This window comes from Mesorhizobium sp. CU3, assembly GCF_006442965.1.
GTDB lineage: Bacteria > Pseudomonadota > Alphaproteobacteria > Rhizobiales > Rhizobiaceae > Mesorhizobium.
In genome coordinates this window covers 565,815-582,745 of the sequence record NZ_VFWX01000001.1, presented here as the reverse complement: position 1 = coordinate 582,745, position 16,931 = coordinate 565,815, and the positions used below count along the sequence as shown (strand labels likewise).

Here is a 16,931-nt window from a genome sequence, read left to right as displayed (position 1 = left end):
CCGGCAACCACCCGTCTTGGATTGTCCGACAGCTTTGGCGCGACAAGCAGGACTGAGTAAAGCCCAACTCACGGCTGGGCTTTTGTCTTCAATGCGGGGGCACTGCCGGCAAACCGGGCGGCTTACTCGTCATGGCACTGCTTGCCGCCAAGTGCCGCTGTGCCGGTGACGAAGGCGCCGATGACGAGCGACAGGACGTGGTGTCCCGGAAGTGTGGACATTGGTCCGCCGACACCGGACAGTGGCTATTGCGCGAAGAGTGGCGATCGGAGCGCTTGGCCGGTCATTCTGCCGGGTCCTTCGAAACGCCACTTTCCTTGCCAATACGGAGGTAATGGCTGTGAAGCAATTCCGCGATCTGCGAAGGACCTGGCGCATGTGGGTTGAACGGACGTTGCGCCTGGCAACTGTCGCTGTATTGCTCTTGCTCTGCGGTCTGTTCGCCTGCGGCAAGAGCTTGGCCGCTGCCGCTGAGCCGACCGGCGCGACGTCGTCCGGTTCGGTCTCACAGAACATCGCCGATCTTCCGCCTGTGGGTTTTGAAGTCGTTCGCATTCCCAACGGCAACGAGCCGCCGCTGACAGCCGGCATCTGGTACCCGACAACCGTCGAGCCGTCCGATGTGCTGCTGGATACTTTCAAGCAGCGCGTCGCGCCTTCTGGTCCGGTCAAAGGTCAAGCATTGCCGCTCATCGTCATCTCGCATGGCGGTGGCGGCTCCTACGCCGCTCACTATGACACCGCACTCGCCTTGGCCAGAGCCGGGTTCGTCGTCGCCGCGGTCAGCCACGCCGGCGATACTTACGACGACCAGAGCAAGGTTCTGATGCTATGGCGCCGGCCCGCTCAGCTGAGCCGGCTTGTCGATTTCATGCTGACGGACTGGCCCGAACATGCCGACATCGATGCGCAACGCATTGGCGCCTATGGGTTCTCGAATGGCGGCTTCACCGTGCTCGTCGAAGCGGGAGGAATACCCAAGCTCGACAGGATCGATTCATATTGCGCGGAAAACCCCGGGCACGATCTTTGCACGACCTTGGCGGGAGCTGGCATCCATTCGGTAGCGCAAGCGCCCCAGGCGCCGCCGGAGGCGTGGAAGCCCGACCGGCGGATCCGCGCCATCGCCGCCGCGGCGCCGGCATTCGGCTTCACCTTCGAGCGCGCCGACCTCGCTTCGGTGCAGATACCGGTGCTGCTATGGCGCGCGGCCGACGACCGGCATCAGCCGGATCCCTGGTATGAAGAACATATTCGCTCGGCGCTGCCGCATCCGCCGGAATTTCATGTCGAACCCCTGGCCGGCCATTATGCCTTCCTGTCCCCGTGCGGCGCCCGGCTGCGCGCCATCGCGCCCGGCAAATGCATCGACGCGCCCGGCTTCGACCGGGCCGCGTTTCACCAGCGCCTGAACGCCGGCCTGGTCAGCTTCTTCGAAGCAGCGCTCAGATATCCAGATTAGCCACCGACAGCGCGTTGTCCTGGATGAACTCGCGCCGCGGCTCCACCTCGTCGCCCATCAGGCGTGAGAACAGACTATCCGCATCGGTCGCGTCGTTGACCTTTACCTGCAGCAGCGAGCGCACATTCGGGTCCAGCGTGGTTTCCCAAAGCTGCTCGGCATTCATCTCGCCGAGGCCCTTGTAACGCTGCATGGTGAGGCCCTTGCGGCCGGAGGCGAACACCGCGTTGAGCAGCGCCAGCGGCCCCGAAAGCAGCTCCGAGCTTTCCTTGCGGCGCAAGGCCGGCTGCTCGCCATAGACTTCCGCCAGGCGTGATGAATAGCGGTCGAGCTGTCGCGCGTCGGCCGAAGCGATCAGTCCGGCATCGAGCTGCGCCACATCCTTGACGCCGCGCACGGTGCGCTCGAACACATAGCCGCCCGAGCCGTCATTGGAGGTGGACAGCCGTCCCGTCCAGCCGCGCTCGGTCTCTTCCGCGATCATGTCGAGGCGCTGGGCGACGCGCTCGGCCATCGCATTGGCGCGGCCGAGATCGGCAAGCACGTCGGCGTTGAGCGCACCGGCGATCGCCGCCTGTTCGACGACGCTGCGGTTGTAGCGCGTGTGCAGGCCGTTGATCAGCTGGCGCACGGCCAGCGCGTCGTCGACCGAGCTGCGCAGATCCTGCCCGGTCCGCACCTCGCCGGAGGCCAGCGCCAGCGAAGCCTCGTCCAGGCCGGACCCGATCAGATATTCCTCATAGGCGCTTTCGTCCTTGAGATATTGCGAACTCTTGCCCCGCGTCACTTTGTAGAGCGGCGGCTGGGCGATGTAGAGATGGCCGCGCTCGATCAGCTCCGGCATCTGCCGGAAGAAGAAGGTGAGCAAAAGCGTGCGGATGTGGGCGCCGTCGACGTCGGCGTCGGTCATCAGGATGATCTTGTGGTAGCGCAGCTTGTCGGCGTTGAACTCGTCCTTGCCGATCGAGGTGCCGAGCGCGGTGATCAGCGTGCCGATCATCTCGGAGGACAGCATGCGGTCGAATCGGGCGCGCTCGACGTTCAGGATCTTGCCGCGCAGCGGCAGGATCGCCTGGTTCTGGCGCGAGCGCCCACCCTTGGCCGAGCCGCCGGCCGAGTCACCCTCGACGATGAAGATTTCCGACTTGGCCGGATCGCGTTCCTGGCAGTCGGCGAGCTTGCCGGGCAGCGAGGTGACGCCGAGCGTGCTCTTGCGCGTGATGTCGCGCGCCTTGCGCGCGGCCTCGCGCGCCGCGGCCGCCTGGATCACCTTCTCGACCACGACCCGGCCTTCTGCCGGATGTTCCTCCAGCCAGGTGCCGAGCGCCTCGTTGACCAGGCTTTCCACCACCGGGCGGACTTCCGATGAGACCAGCTTGTCCTTGGTCTGCGAGGAGAATTTCGGGTCCGGCACCTTGACCGACAGAACGGCGGTCAGGCCCTCGCGGCAGTCGTCGCCGGTGAGCGAGACCTTTTCCTTTTTGGTCTGGCCGGAGGATTCGCCATAGCCGGTGATCTGCCTCGTCAGCGCGGCGCGGAAGCCGGCCAGATGGGTGCCGCCGTCGCGCTGCGGGATGTTGTTGGTGAAGGCCAGCACGTTCTCGTGGTAGCTGTCGTTCCACCACATCGCCACCTCGACGGTGATGCCGTCGCGTTCGGCGCGGATTGCGATCGGCTTCTCGATCAGCGGCTTCTTCACCCGGTCGAGATATTTGACGAACTCTTCCAGGCCGCCGTCATAATGCAGCTCGTGGCGCACGACGTCCGCATGGCGGGCGTCGGTCAGGATGATGCGCACGCCGGAATTGAGGAAGGCGAGCTCGCGCAGCCGGTGTTCCAGCGTGTTGTAGTCGAATTCGACCATGGTGAAGGTCTCGGCCGACGGGAAGAAGGTGATCTCCGAGCCGCTACGGCCCTCATTGGTGCCGGGCTGCTTGTCCTGAACGTAGCTGCCGGTCACCTTCAGCGGCGCATCGGCATTGCCGTGCGTGAAGCTCATTTCGAAGATTTCGCCGTTGCGGCGGATCTTCAGCCTCAGCCAGGCGGAAAGCGCGTTGACGACGGAAACGCCGACGCCGTGCAGGCCGCCGGAAACCTTGTAGGAGTTCTGGTCGAATTTGCCGCCGGCATGCAGCTGCGTCATGATCACCTCGGCCGCCGAAACGCCCTCCGAGGGGTGGATATCGGTCGGAATCCCGCGGCCATTGTCGATGACGGTCACCGAACCGTCGGGATTGAGCGTCACCGAAACCAGGTCGGCATGGCCGGCAAGCGCCTCGTCGATGGCGTTGTCCACCACTTCGTAGACCATGTGATGCAGGCCCGAGCCGTCATCCGTGTCGCCGATATACATGCCTGGCCGTTTGCGGACGGCATCCAACCCCTTCAAAACCTTGATGGAATCGGCGCCGTACTCGGCTTCCGCGCCATTGGCGCCTTCGGTCTGGTCGCTCATGAAAACCTGTCTGATTGATGTCGATGGTCCGGCGCAGAAAAATGCCCTCGAATCGCGCCGATTTGATGTCCTGAATATAGGCGCAAATGGCGGATTTTCCAAGGTTTGCGGGCATTTTGCCGGCTTGGCGACAGGCGTTTTCCAAGCGAGATGGAATGGCGCTCCGAGACGTGGGTGCAAAACGCGAAAAGCCGCGCCTGGGCGCGGCCTCGCAAGGCATATTTCCGGAGCGGTTTCGTTATTGCGCGGGCAGGCCGGCGCGCAGTCCCTTCAGCGCCTCGCTCCAGCGGAACAGCTCGTCAAGCATCGCCTTGGCGCTTGCCTGCACCTGCTCCGACGGATGGTAGGCGCGCTTCTCGTCGAGCAGGCTTGCATAGGCGGGCAGCGCGACGCCTTCCGGGATCGGCATGACGCCGACCGAGGTAAGCAGCGGTTTCAGCGACTGCGCGGCGCGCAAGCCGCCGGAAACGCCGCCATAGCTGAAGATGGCGGCCGGTTTGTAGCGCCATTCATGGACCAGATAGTCGATGGCGTTCACGATCGCGGGTGCCACGAAGTAATTGTATTCCGGCGCCACGAAGACGAAGGCATCCGCGGCATCGATCGCCTTCGACCAGGCCTTGGTGTGGTCCTTCTCGTATTTGCGCAGGCGCGGATGATGCGGCTCGTCGAGCATCGGCAGGTCGAACGCGGCGATGTCGGTCAGCACCGGCTCGAACTTGCCGTGCTCGCGGGCGAGCTTTTCCAGGCATTCGCCGAAGATCGGCCCTGCGCGTCCCGGCCGCGTGCTGCCGATGATGATGTTCAAACGATGCTTCACATGTGGCTCCTTCGTTGACGGTATCCGTTGGTGACTAAAGTAAGCGGACGCCGGCAACAAGCTTGTATGGGCCGACGCCGGTCACTTTCCGGCGAGGGCCCTCCATTGCAGCCTGCCGCTCGGTCGCATGGACGCCGGGTTTGGCCGGCACTACATTCATGCCTGCAGCGGAGCATGCTCATGGACACCAAGCCCGCCCCTTTCGTGCCGCCGGCGCCCAAGCCGCGCACCCAGCCGCCCTCGACGCTGGAGATGATGCGCATCGTCTATCGCAACCCGCTCGAACTGTGGGGCGAGCACACCTATAACGAACCCTGGATATCGGCGAATGGCGTCGGCGGACATCTGATCGTCGCCAACGATCCGGGTCTTATCCGCCACGTGCTGATCGACAACGCCCGGAATTACAAGATGGCGACGGTGCGCCAACTGATCTTGCGGCCGATCCTGCGCGACGGGCTGCTCACCGCCGAGGGCGAAGTGTGGAAGCGCTCGCGCAAGGCCATGGCACCTGTGTTCACGCCGCGCCATATCTTCGGCTTCGCCGCCCCGATGCTGAGGCGCACGCAGGACTTCGTCACCCGCTATGAGTCCGGCGGCACCACCGACGTCGCCCATGACATGACGCTGCTCACCTACGACATCCTGGCCGAGACGTTGTTTTCCGGCGAGATCGCCGGCGAGCCGGGCAGCTTCGCCAAGGAGATCGACCGGCTGTTCGAGACCATGGGTCGCGTCGACCCGCTCGACCTGTTGCGCGCCCCGGAATGGCTGCCCAGGCTGACCCGCATCCGCGGCCGCAAGACCATGGCCTATTTCCGCGCCATCGTCGCCGGCACGGTCAAGATGCGCGAGGAGCGCATGAAGCGCGATCCCGACGGCGTGCCGCAGGATTTCCTGACGCTGCTGCTCAAGGCCGAAGGGCCGGACGGACTGACCCGCGCCGAGGTCGAGGACAACATCATCACCTTCATCGGCGCCGGCCATGAGACGACGGCCCGCGCGCTGGGCTGGACCATCTACTGTCTCGCCGAAGCGCCCTGGGAGCGCGACAAGGTCGAGCAGGAGATCGACGCCGTGCTGGCACGCGAGCCGGATCCGACAAAATGGCTGGACGCCATGCCGTTCACCCGCGCCGCTTTCGAGGAGGCGCTGCGGCTCTATCCGCCGGCGCCCTCGATCAACCGCGAGCCGATCGAGCCCGAGACCTGGAACGGTCTTTATCTGCCGAAATATGCCGCCGTGCTGGTCATGCCCTGGGTCGTGCACCGCCATCGCAAATTGTGGGACAGGCCGGACGCCTTCATGCCGGAGCGCTTCCATCCGGGGAACCGCGACAAGATCGACCGCTTCCAATATCTGCCCTTCGGCGCCGGGCCGCGCGTCTGCATCGGCGCCAGTTTCGCCATGCAGGAAGCAATTATCGCGCTGGCGATCCTGTTGTCGCGCTTCCGCTTCGACGTCACCTCAGACACCAAGCCATGGCCGGTGCAGAAGCTGACGACGCAGCCGCAGGGCGGCCTGCCGATGCAGGTCTCGCGCAGAACCTGAGTGTCTTGATTACCGGTCGGCGAGCGGCCGGCGCTGCTGGAACTGGCCGGCGGCGCGGAAGCGCCACAGATAGCTGGGCAGGATCGTCGCGAGAGCCTGCGGCTGGATGCCAAGGCCGGTCAGCGTCCTGCCCGCCTTGGCGGCCTCGTCAGTGACGATGTTGTGCTCGCGCAGTTGCTCCACCTGGTCCTTGGTCAGCAGCGGGCTGGGCAAAAGCTGCAGGATCGAAGCCTGGATGTTCGCCATCCAGAACGGCACCGGCACCAGCAGGCGGCGGCGCTCGATGACGGTGAGTAGTTCTTGCATGCATTCCTTGAAGGTCAGCACCTGCGGGCCGCCGAGCTCGTAGATTTGGCCGCCGTTGATGTTGCCGTCCACGGAGCGGGCCACCGCCTCGGCGACGTCGCCGACATAGACCGGCTGGAACTTGTTCTGGCCGCCGCCGATCAGCGGCAATACCGGCGAGAAGCGCGCCATGTTGGCGAAACGGTTGAAGAAGCCGTCCTCCGGCCCGAAATTGATCGACGGCCGGAAAATGACGGCGTCGGCGATCGTCTCGAACACCGCCTTCTCGCCGGCAGCCTTGGTGCGCGCATACACCGATGGCGAGTTCTCGTCGGCGCCGAGCGCCGAGACGTGGGTGAGGCCGGCGCCGACGGAGCGTGCCGCCTCGGCGACGGCACGGGCGCCGAAGTCATGAACGGTGTTGAATTTCTGCCGTCCGGTCTCGTGCAGGATGGCGACGAGATTGACGACATGGTCGGCGCCTTGCACGGCGCGGTCGACCGACCAGCGCATACGCACATTGGCCTGCACCGGCTGGATCTGGCCGACATTGCCGAGCGGCTGCACGTGGCCGGCGAGGTCGGGCCGCCGGCAGGCGACCCGGATGCGGTAGCCGCGCTTGGCCAGCGCCCGCACGACATGGCGACCGACGAAACCCGAGCCGCCGAAGACGACGACGAGCTTTGGGGTCTGCAGGATTTCGGTCATGACTGGCTCCGCGCGCGAATGCTTGGCTGAGGCCGTGTCTTAATCCGTTTTTCGCCAAAGGCAAAGAGCGACCGGAGGTCGCCGGTCGCGTGAATTGTGTGCAGGCAAAAGTAGCTTAGAAAGCCCTGCCTATGCGCGCGTCGACCGATTGGCGGTTGCCGCCGCGGATGACGAAGAAGGCCAGGATCGCGGCCCACAGCAGCGACTTTTCCGCGCCGGAAAAACCCTGGCCCATGGTGACCCAATGGAACCAGACGGTGACCAGAAGCACGATCAGGCCGGCGAAGGCGGCGGGGCGGGTCAAGAGCCCGATGGCGATCAATATGCCGCCGAAGAATTCGGTGGCCGCAAGCAGCGGCGACCAGAAGACGCCGGGATAGAAGCCTAGGCCTTCGACCATTTCGGTGGCGCCGAACGGGTTGACGATCTTCTGCGAGCCGTGAATGGCCAGGAAGCCGCCGGCTACGGCGCGCAGCAGGGTTTCGCCGGCGTCGTGAAGCGCCGAATAGAGGCGGCCAAGAGCCGGGACGATCAGACTTGCTCGGGGGGTGTCGGTGGTCGCGGACATAGTCTCTCCTTTTTTGACGATTCCGCAAACGCCCGACGGCTCTCCTCAAGTCAAGTTAACAAAAGTTAACTTTTCTAATCATGTTTTGCCTAGCAGGCGCACAAATGCAGAAAACCCCGCCGGAGCGGGGTTTTCCGGGCAGTGCCCGCACCGAAACAGGGCCCAACGAGGCAGCCTGACCTGAGACGGTATCAAGGTGGCGTGAAGCAAGCACGCCTACCTCCGGCCCTGACCGCCCGGCGCGGCCCGCCAGCCGCGAACCGGACGAAGCCAACCAAGCGGCTCGCGGCGAGGGTGCCGAGAATGGGTCGTTGCAGGCCCTAGAAAGGTTCAAGTCGAGTGGAAGAAAATCACGCTGAATAGCGCTCGGCGAACTCCGAAATGCGCTGCACGATGGCCTTGGACGTCGTGATGCCGCGCTCCCGGGCCTTCTCGGCCGCTACGGCGCGCGAGCGTCCGGGGATATGCACGCCGTAGCGCTGCCGCAGCCGGTCGAGCTGGTCTTTCATGCGCTGTTCGAAATCCGGGTCGAGCAGCTTCGGCTCGATGGCCAGGACGAAAAGCCCGGTGCCGGGGCTATCCGGACCGCCGGTGAACCAGGGCGCGTCGAGCGACCAGTTGGCTCCGGAAATGCCGGCGGCCAGCACCTCGACCATCAAGGCGATGTTGGCGCCGCGCTGGCCGCCGAAGGCAAGCATCGCGCCCTTCATCGCGGCGGCAGGATCGGTGGTCGCGTTGCCGTTGACGTCCAGCGCCCAGCCCTCTGGGATTTCCTTGCCGTCCTCGGCCGCCTTGCGGATGTTGACGAAGGCGGTGGCGCTCGACGACTGGTCGATGACCAGCGGCGGCCCGTCGGCGGTCGGCGCCGCGAACGACATCGGGTTGGTGCAATAGACCGGCTTGATCGAGCCGGAGCCGGCAAGCACCGCCGGGCCGTTGGTGGCGGCGAAGGAAACCATCCCCTGCTCGGCCAGCCGTCCGGTGAAATAGCCGAGCGCGCCGCATGTATAGGCGTTCTTTTGCGAGAAGATCCCCACCCCGAACAGTTTTGCCGCCTTGATCAGATCTTCGATCGCGCGGTCGAAGCCGGTATGCGCAAGGCCGCCGCGCGCGTCGGAGAGATAGACCGCGAGCGCCGGCCTTGTGATGACCGGATCGGCATTGCCGTCGATACGGCCGGCCTCGAGCGCTTCGAGATAGTCGATGAAATGCGACAGGCCGACCGTCGCCAGGCCTTCCGCTTCCGCTGCTATGATCGATGCGGTCAGCGACTGCGCCGCTTCTTCGTTCGCGCCGGCGCCGAGCGCCGCCATGCGGCAAAGGCCTGTTGCCTGGTCGAGTGATAGTTCCATGGTGGACGCCCTGGTGAATGGTGAATGGGTGAATAGTGAATGGCCGTCTTAGACGAGGGCGCGAAAATTGCGACCATTTACCACTTACTATTCACCATTCACTACCCGATCTTGACCGGTATCCGCGCCTCGATCCGGCTGAAGATCAGCACCAGAATGCCGGTGATCGTCATATAGATCAGCGCCAGAAGCAGCAGCGGCTCGTAGGTGAGATAAGTGTCCTGGCGCACCTTGGACGAGACGGCGAAGATGTCGATGACGCTGATCGTCGCCACCAGCGGCGTCGATTTCAGCTGCAGCACCGTCTCGCCGGTCAGCGTCGGCAGCGCCCGGTAGAAGGCCTGCGGCAGCCAGATGCGGCGGAAGATCTTCCAGCGGCTCATGCCGAAGGCCCGCGCGGCCTCCAACTGACCCTTCGGCACGCCGGCGAAGGCGCCGCGCATCACCTCGCCCTCATAGCCGGCGAAGGAAAAGGTCAGCGCCACCACGGCATAGGGCCATGCCTGTCGCAGATACGGCCACATCCAGGATTCGCGGATCCACGGATATTGAGGAAAGATCGAGCCGAGCCCGTAATAGAGCAGCCAGAGCTGTAAGAGCAGCGGCGTGCCGCGGATGATGGTGCAGAACACCTTGGCCGGCACCGCGAACCAGAACGGTCCGCCGGCCTGCGCCAGCCCGAGCGGCACGGCCAGCGCAAAGCCAAGCGCGCAGGTGACCGCGAGGATCCACAGCGCCCGCCAGATGCCCATCAGGCCCATTTGCCAATATTGCGGCAGCCAGTCCCAGCGCAGGAAGAAGACCGCGCAGAAGACCAGCGCCAGCGCGATCAGGATCAGCACGATGCGGTGCGGCTGCAGCCAGAGCGAGGCGCGCGCCGCAACGTTGATGGCGGTTGCCTCGGACATCAGCGCGCCTCCTTGACCGAAGGCATGCCGCGCCGCGACCAGGCCTCGACGCGGCTGATGATGACGTTGGAGAAAAGCGTCACCGCCAAGTAAAGCACGCCGGCCGCGAGATAGAAGATCAGATAGGCCTTGGTGACGCCGGCCGCCTGCCGTGTCGCCAGCGTCAGTTCGAAGAAGCCGACGACGGCGAGCAGCGCGGTGTCCTTGGTGGCGATCAGCCAGAGATTGGCCAGGCCCGGAATGGCGAAGGGCAGCATCGCCGGTATCGTTATGCGCCTAAGCATCAGGCCGGGCGGCATGCCATAGGCGCGGGCGGCTTCGATCTGGCCTTGCGGGATGGCTAGGATGGCGCCGCGGATGACTTCGGTCGAATAGGCGCCCTGGACGAAACCGAGCACGAAAATACCGGCCGCTAGACCGCTGATGTCGACACGGCTGTAGCCCATTGCCGCCAGCACCTGGTTGATGAGGTCGGTGCCGGCGTAATAGAGCAAAAGGATCAGCACCAGTTCCGGCACTGCGCGCACCACGGTCGTGTAGACAGCGAGCAAGTCGCGCGTCACCGGGCCGCCATAGAGCTTGCCGAAGGCGCCGGCGGTGCCGATCAGCAGACCAAGGAAAGTGGCGCCGATGGCGATCTCGAGTGAATGCAGCAGGCCGACCAGCAGCGTGCCGCCCCATCCCGGCGCCACCGGCGACAGGAGCTCGAAAATGCCGGCCGCGGAGGCCGGAAGAAGGACGTCGAACAGCTTCGCCCCCAGTTGCTGGCAAGTTGCTGACGGCAAGATCAGCGGCAGGCATGCGTGGCAGGGACGGGCATGGCGCCGGCGCCATGCCCGCACTCATAAGGCGAGGGTTCAGTTCGACTGCGGCGCGCCGCCATAGATGTCGAAGTCGAAGTACTTCTTCGATATCTCGTCATATTTGCCGTTGGAGCGGATCGCCTTGATGCCGGCGTTGATCTTTTCCTTGAGCGCGGTGTCTTCCTTGCGCACGCCGGCGCCGACGCCCGGTCCCAGCACCTCGTCGTCCGGGGCAACCATGCCCTTCAGGTCGCAGCAGGCCTTGCCCTGGTCGGTCTTGAGGAATTCGCCGAGCGCGATGGAATCGGCCTGCACCGCGTCGAGACGGCCGGCGGCGAGATCGTTGTTGGCCTCGTCCTGCGTCTGGTATTCCTTGATTTCCTGTGCGCCGGTGAAGTGCTTCTTGGCGTAGACGGCATGCACCGTCGACACCTGCACGCCGATCACCTTGCCCTTGAGGTCGTCCGGCGTGGCGCCGAACTTCTGGTCCTTCGGCCCGATGATCGCCGTCGGGGTGTTGTAGTACTTATCCGAGAAGTCGATCGTCTTCTCGCGCTCGGCGGTAATCGACATCGAGGAGACGATGAGGTCGATCTTCTTGGTGGTCAGCGCCGGAATGATGCCGTCCCAGGCAACCGGCGTGATGACGCAGTCGAGCTTCTCTTCGGCGCAGACCGCGTCGATGAAGTCGATCTCCCAGCCGACCCATTTGCCGGAGGCATCGGGCGAGGTGAAGGGCGGATAGGGTTCGGCGGCGACGCCGATCTTGACCTGGTCGGCCTTGGCCACGCCGCCCAGCGCGGCGACGCCGATCAGCAGCGCCGCGGCGAAGGTCTTGAGAACAGTCTTCATGTCAGAACTCCCACTTTGTTGTGTTCCCGGTTCTTCGCTCCGCTTGATGCCGGCCCTAGCCGACATTGCGGAGGAATTGCTTGAGCCTTTCGGATTTGGGCGCGCCGAACAGCTGTTCGGGCGGACCCTCCTCCTCGACCAGCCCGTTGTAGAGGTAGACGACATGCGTCGCGACCTCGCGGGCAAACTTCATTTCATGCGTCACCAGCACCATGGTGCGCCCCTCGCGCGCCAGGTCGCCGATCACCTTCAGCACCTCGCCGACCAGCTCCGGATCGAGCGCGGAGGTCGGCTCGTCGAACAGCATGACGCGCGGATTGATCGCCAGCGCCCTGGCGATCGCGGCGCGCTGCTGCTGGCCGCCGGAGAGGAACGCGGGATAGACGTCGCGCTTCTCGGCAAGGCCGACGCGGGCAAGCAGCTTCTCGGCCTGCGCGATCGCCTCGTCGCGCTTGACGCCCAGCACATGCACGGGAACCTCGATGACGTTCTCGATCAGCGTCATGTGGCTCCACAGATTGAAATTCTGGAACACCATGCCGAGCCTGGAACGGATCCGCTCGATCTGCCGGCGGTCGGCAGGCACGGTGTGGCCGTGGCTGTCGGCCTTGAGCTTGATCTCCTCGCCATTGACGCGGATGATGCCGCTGGTCGGGTTCTCCAGGCAGTTGATGCAGCGCAAAAGCGTCGACTTGCCCGAGCCGGAGCCGCCGATGATGGCGATGACTTCGCCGTCGCGCGCCGAAAGCGACACGCCCTTCAGCACATGCAGCTGGCCGAATTTCTTGTGCAGGTTTTCGACATGGATGGCTTCGGCGGCGCTGTTTAGCGCCTTGCCGGATGAGACTGTGGCGGTTCCCACCGCGCTCACCAGGTGACCTCTCTATGGTCAATGGCAGGTCGTCGAACGTCCATCCGGCTAATCAACATTACGCTGTACTGTCCCGCTCCAGACTTCAGCATGGACCCGACAGCGCGAGCCCGTCAATCCCGCTCATTACGGCACTTGCAGGCTTATTGTGCAAGTGTATAAATAGCCGCTGATGAAATTTTTTCGATTTTTTTCACCTAAAAAAGGACATCGATGAGCGCTTTCGGATCCCAGTCCATGGCGGCGCCGCTGCGGCGCGTGCTGATGCGGTCGGCGGCCAACGCCATGCGCGGCGCCGACCGGGCCGCCTGGCACTATGGCCCGGGATTCGACCCGGCGAAGGCAGCCTTGCAGCATGCCGCGCTTGCTGGACTGGTGACGGCTTCCGGCGCCGAAATCGAGTGGATCGAGGACAAGGCCGACGGGCTGTCGGATTCGGTGTTCACGCACGATCCATCGCTGATGACCGACCGCGGCGCGCTCATCCTGTCGATGGGCAAGCCGTTGCGCGCCGGCGAGCCCTCGCTGCATGAGGAAACCTACAAAAGGCTGGGCATTCCGATCCTCGGTCGCGTCGCGGCTCCGGGCCAGGTCGAAGGCGGCGATTGCGTCTGGCTGGACGCCCGCACGCTGGCGATCGGGCGCGGCGTGCGCTCCAACCAGGAAGGCATCCAGCAGGTTTCCAACCTGCTGACGCCGCTCGGCATTTCCGTCTACGGCTTCGACCTGCCGCTGTGGCAGGGTGAAGAGGCGTGCCTGCATCTGATGTCGGTGATCAGCCCGCTGGCCGACGATCTCGCACTGGTCTATTCGCCGCTTTTGCCGGCGCCGTTCTATCAGATGCTGAAGGCGCGCGGCATCCGGCTGGTCGAAGGCGACGCAGGGGAGTTCGCCGCCTCCAACGGCCTCAGCCTGAACGTGCTGCCGACCAGCCCGCTCAAGGTCATCGCCGTTGCCGGCTTTCCCAAGACCAAGTCCGCGATGGAAGCCGCCGGCTGCACGGTCGAGATATTCGAGGCGGATGCGCTCTGCATTGCCTGCGAAGGCGGGCCGACATGCCTGACGCGGCCGATCCTGCGGCAATGACTGCGCGCCGCAAGTTCCGTCGCGAGGGCGAGGAGCGGCGGCGGCAGGACCTGATCGAGGCGACGCTCGACAGCGTGGCGGAACATGGCCTGCAGGGCGCTAGCCTGCGCACCATCGCCTTGCGCGCCGGCGTCACCGCCGGACTGATCCGGCACTATTTCCCCGGCAAGGAAGAATTGCTGCAGGAAGCCTATACGGCCCTGGTCGGCCGCATGACCGAGCAGGCGAAAGCGGCTCTCGCCGTGGAAGACGCCTCGCCGCGCCAGCGCCTCGCGGCCTTCGTCGCCGCCAATCTCAACGCGCCGATCGTCGACGCGCGGGTGTTTTCGCTTTGGGCGACCTTCCTCGGCCGCGCCAATGCGGATCCGACGCTCGCCCGTGCCCATCGCGAAGGCTATCTTGGCTTCCGCAACGAAGTGGAAGCGGTCGTGGCCGAAGTGCTTGCCGCCGAAAGGCGCAAGCCGGATGAAAGCGAGTTGCGCCGCCATGCCATCGCGATCAATGCGATCATCGACGGGCTCTGGATCGAAGGCTGCCTGGCCGCAGAGATGTTCTCGCCTGGCGAATTGGCGGCGATCGGCATCAAAGCCATAGAGGCCGAGCTCGGCTTGGCGCCGGAAAAGCAGTTCCGGGAAACGTGAGAAGCGGTTTTCCGTCCGGAATTGCGCAAGAACAAAGAGGTAGGGAGGAGATTGATGACCACCGTTGGCGAAGCGTTGATCTCGCTGCTCGAGGCGCATGGCGTCGACACCGTCTTCGGCATTCCGGGCGTGCACACGGTCGAGCTCTATCGCGGTCTGGCGCGCTCGAAGATCCGCCATGTCACGCCGCGCCACGAGCAGGGCGCCGGCTTCATGGCCGACGGCTATGCGCGCGCCGGCCGCCGGCCGGGCGTCGCTTTCGTCATCACCGGGCCGGGCCTCACCAACACCATCACCGCCATGGGCCAGGCGCGCGCCGATTCCGTGCCGATGCTGGTGATCTCCGGCGTCAATGCCACCGATACGCTGGGCAAGGGTCTGGGCTTCCTGCATGAACTGCCGGACCAGCGCGGTATGATGGAAAAGGTGGCGCTGTCTTCCGAGCGCGTCACCGAGGCCGATCAACTGCCGGGCGCGCTGGCTCGCGCCTTCGCATTGTTTTCCTCTTCGCGCCCTGGACCCGTGCATATCGAGATTCCCACCGACGTCATGGTGAAGCCGGCCGACGGCCTCGCGCCAACGCTCAGCAACGCCGCGCCGCCCGCGCCGGAGGCGGGCGCCGTAGCCGAAGCGGCAAAGCTGATCAAATCCGCGCGGCGCCCCCTGATCCTTGCCGGCGGCGGCGCCAAGAAGGCCGACGCAGCCTTGCGGCGGCTGGCCGAGGCGCTCGGTGCTCCTGTCGTAGAGACAGCAAACGCGCGCGGCCTCCTGCACGGCCATCCGCTCTGCGTGCCGGCAAGCCCGAGCCTCAAGGCGGTGCGCGCGCTGATGGCCGACGCCGATCTGGTGATCGCCGCCGGCACCGAATTCGGCCCGACCGACTATGACGGCTATGGCGATGGCGGCTTCGTGCTGCCGAAGAATCTGATCCGCATCGATATCGGCGCCGATCAGCTGGCACGGCGTCCGGTGACGGTCGGCATCCAGGCGGACTGCGCGCAAGCCGCCGAGGCCTTGCTCGCCGCGATCGGGCCCAATCATGCCGCGGCAAAAGACGGCGAGGCCAGCGCTGCCGCAGCGCGAAAAGCCGCGCTGGCAGAGCTGAAGCCGGACTATCTGGCGCAGGTGCGCGCGGTTGAGACGATCCGCGACACGCTGCCCGGCGCGATCATCGTCGGCGATTCCACCCAGCCGATCTACGCCGCCAATCTCTATTACGATCACGATCGGCCTGGCGGCTGGTTCAATGCCGCGACCGGCTTCGGCGCGCTGGGCTACGGCCCGCCCGCGGCGATCGGCGCCGCACTTGCCGTGCCGGAGGCTCCGGTCGTGTGCCTGACCGGCGACGGCGGCTTCCAGTTCACCTTGCCGGAGATCGCCGTCGCGCTCGATTCAAATGCCCCGGTCATCTTCGTCGTCTGGAACAATCGCGGCTATCGCGAGATCGAGACCTCGATGCTCGATGTCGGCGTCGAGCCGGTCGGCGTTTCGCCGGCGCCGCCGGATTTCTGCAAGCTCGCCGACGCCTACGGCATCGAGGCCGAGCGGCTGACCGACATCGGTGGTTTGGCAGAGGCGCTGAAGCGCGCGCGGGCGTCGGGCAAGCCGCGCGTCATCGAAATCACCGTGGACTGAAGGCGGCAGCGCGTTCGTTCTTGGAATGGACGTGCCTGCAGGCAAAACGACCGCCTGACGCATGCAAAGACGCCGCGACAGCCATGCCGATATTTCAATTGAGTGACAGCTTGAAAGAGGCGAGGTTCACACTGGGGCGGCATAACAAAAACAAAGAATTATAAAAAAGACAGGAGCGGTTCCAGGATGACGGAAACACTTGAAGGCAGGCATGTCGTGGTTACGGGCGGCACCGGCGCGCTCGGCGGCGCGGTGGTCGGCCGACTGCTGGAGCAGGGCGCGATCTGCCACGTGCCCAATGCCCACGCCGCGGCCCCGCCGCACTTCCCCTATGCGGCGCATGCCAGCGTTCACCTGGCGCACAATGTCGACCTGTCGGATTCCGCCAAGGTCGAGGCCTTCTACCACCAACTGCCCGAGCTCTGGGCATCGATCCATTTGGCCGGCGGCTTCACCATGGCGCCGATCGAAAAGATCGAATCCGCTTCTTTCGCCGAGATGATGGACACCAACGCCCGTACCGTTTTCCTGTGCAGCCGCGCCGCGGTGCGCTCGATGCTGGAATCGAACACGGCAGGCCGCATCGTCAATGTCACCGCACGCGCCGCGCTCGAGCCGCGCAAGGGTTCCGGCATGGTCGCTTATGCCGCCTCGAAGGCTGCAGTCGCTGCGATGACGGTGGCGATGGCCGAGGAGTTGAAGGGCAAAGGCATACTGGTCAACGCGGTGGCGCCCTCGACGCTCGACACCCAGGCCAACCGCGAAGCCATGCCGGACGCGGATTTCGGCAAATGGGTCAGCCTCGAAGCCGCCGCCGAGGCCATCGCCTATCTCGCCTCGCCCGCCAACCAGGCGATGAGCGGCACGCTGGTCCCGCTTTACGGCCGGGCCTGACATCTATCTCTTTGGTTTACGCAATTCCGGACGGAAAACC

At 64.9% G+C, this 16,931-nt stretch carries 15 protein-coding genes; 6 read left to right on the top strand and 9 right to left on the bottom strand.

The annotated features are described in order from the left end of the window. Positions 1-376 precede the first annotated feature (376 nt). Complete coding sequence (locus FJ988_RS02765) at positions 377-1,462, top strand: dienelactone hydrolase (RefSeq protein ID WP_246688411.1); 1,086 nt, start codon at positions 377-379, stop codon at positions 1,460-1,462. On the opposite strand, the gene gyrB is transcribed toward FJ988_RS02765, so the two are convergent. Both gyrB and FJ988_RS02755 read right to left on the bottom strand, forming a co-directional pair. Next, positions 1,446-3,917: a DNA topoisomerase (ATP-hydrolyzing) subunit B gene (gyrB, locus tag FJ988_RS02760; protein WP_140815200.1), complete on the bottom strand. Its 2,472-nt coding sequence runs from the start codon at positions 3,915-3,917 to the stop codon at positions 1,446-1,448. The genes FJ988_RS02765 and gyrB overlap by 17 nt on opposite strands. 238 nt (positions 3,918-4,155) lie before the next feature. Beyond that, positions 4,156-4,737, bottom strand: a complete 582-nt coding sequence (locus tag FJ988_RS02755) for an NADPH-dependent FMN reductase (RefSeq protein ID WP_140815199.1) — start codon at positions 4,735-4,737, stop codon at positions 4,156-4,158. 180 nt (positions 4,738-4,917) lie between these two features. Between FJ988_RS02755 and FJ988_RS02750 the strand changes: the two genes are divergently transcribed. Beyond that, complete coding sequence (locus tag FJ988_RS02750; RefSeq protein ID WP_140815198.1) at positions 4,918-6,288, top strand: cytochrome P450; 1,371 nt, start codon at positions 4,918-4,920, stop codon at positions 6,286-6,288. A gap of 9 nt (positions 6,289-6,297) precedes the next feature. Here the strand turns inward: FJ988_RS02750 and FJ988_RS02745 are convergent, their stop codons facing one another. The 7 genes from FJ988_RS02745 to FJ988_RS02715 form a co-directional block, all read right to left on the bottom strand. Then, complete coding sequence (locus FJ988_RS02745) at positions 6,298-7,281, bottom strand: complex I NDUFA9 subunit family protein (protein ID WP_140815197.1); 984 nt, start codon at positions 7,279-7,281, stop codon at positions 6,298-6,300. A gap of 115 nt (positions 7,282-7,396) precedes the next feature. Then, a complete protein-coding gene (locus FJ988_RS02740) occupies positions 7,397-7,849 on the bottom strand; it encodes a DoxX family protein (protein WP_140815196.1) in 453 nt (150 codons plus the stop codon). A 350-nt stretch (positions 7,850-8,199) separates the two neighbouring features. Further along, positions 8,200-9,201 (bottom strand): Ldh family oxidoreductase, encoded by a 1,002-nt coding sequence (locus FJ988_RS02735; protein WP_140815195.1) that lies wholly within the window; start codon positions 9,199-9,201, stop codon positions 8,200-8,202. A 101-nt stretch (positions 9,202-9,302) separates the two neighbouring features. Then, entirely contained in the window at positions 9,303-10,109 is an 807-nt protein-coding gene (locus tag FJ988_RS02730; protein WP_246688410.1) for an ABC transporter permease, read from the bottom strand. Beyond that, positions 10,109-10,774: an ABC transporter permease gene (locus FJ988_RS02725; protein ID WP_181183407.1), complete on the bottom strand. Its 666-nt coding sequence runs from the start codon at positions 10,772-10,774 to the stop codon at positions 10,109-10,111. Before FJ988_RS02725 ends, FJ988_RS02730 begins: the two co-directional genes overlap by 1 nt. Positions 10,775-10,966: 192 nt before the next feature. After that, on the bottom strand, positions 10,967-11,764 hold the full coding sequence (locus FJ988_RS02720) for a transporter substrate-binding domain-containing protein (RefSeq protein WP_140815193.1): 798 nt from the start codon (positions 11,762-11,764) through the stop codon (positions 10,967-10,969). Positions 11,765-11,819: 55 nt separating this feature from the next. Next, positions 11,820-12,635 (bottom strand): ABC transporter ATP-binding protein, encoded by an 816-nt coding sequence (locus tag FJ988_RS02715; protein ID WP_140815192.1) that lies wholly within the window; start codon positions 12,633-12,635, stop codon positions 11,820-11,822. A 213-nt stretch (positions 12,636-12,848) separates the two neighbouring features. On the opposite strand from FJ988_RS02715, the gene FJ988_RS02710 reads away from it, so the two are divergent. From FJ988_RS02710 to FJ988_RS02695, 4 genes are all read left to right on the top strand, one after another. Next, positions 12,849-13,721 (top strand): dimethylarginine dimethylaminohydrolase family protein, encoded by an 873-nt coding sequence (locus FJ988_RS02710; RefSeq protein WP_140815191.1) that lies wholly within the window; start codon positions 12,849-12,851, stop codon positions 13,719-13,721. Further along, complete coding sequence (locus tag FJ988_RS02705) at positions 13,691-14,362, top strand: TetR family transcriptional regulator C-terminal domain-containing protein (RefSeq protein ID WP_140815190.1); 672 nt, start codon at positions 13,691-13,693, stop codon at positions 14,360-14,362. The genes FJ988_RS02710 and FJ988_RS02705 overlap by 31 nt, the downstream gene beginning before the upstream one ends. 54 nt (positions 14,363-14,416) lie before the next feature. Next, positions 14,417-15,997, top strand: a complete 1,581-nt coding sequence (locus FJ988_RS02700; RefSeq protein WP_140815189.1) for a 5-guanidino-2-oxopentanoate decarboxylase — start codon at positions 14,417-14,419, stop codon at positions 15,995-15,997. Positions 15,998-16,183: 186 nt separating this feature from the next. Next, positions 16,184-16,891 carry an SDR family NAD(P)-dependent oxidoreductase gene (locus FJ988_RS02695; RefSeq protein WP_140815188.1) on the top strand — a complete coding sequence of 236 codons (708 nt, stop codon included), beginning with the start codon at positions 16,184-16,186 and terminating at the stop codon, positions 16,889-16,891. Positions 16,892-16,931 lie beyond the last annotated feature (40 nt).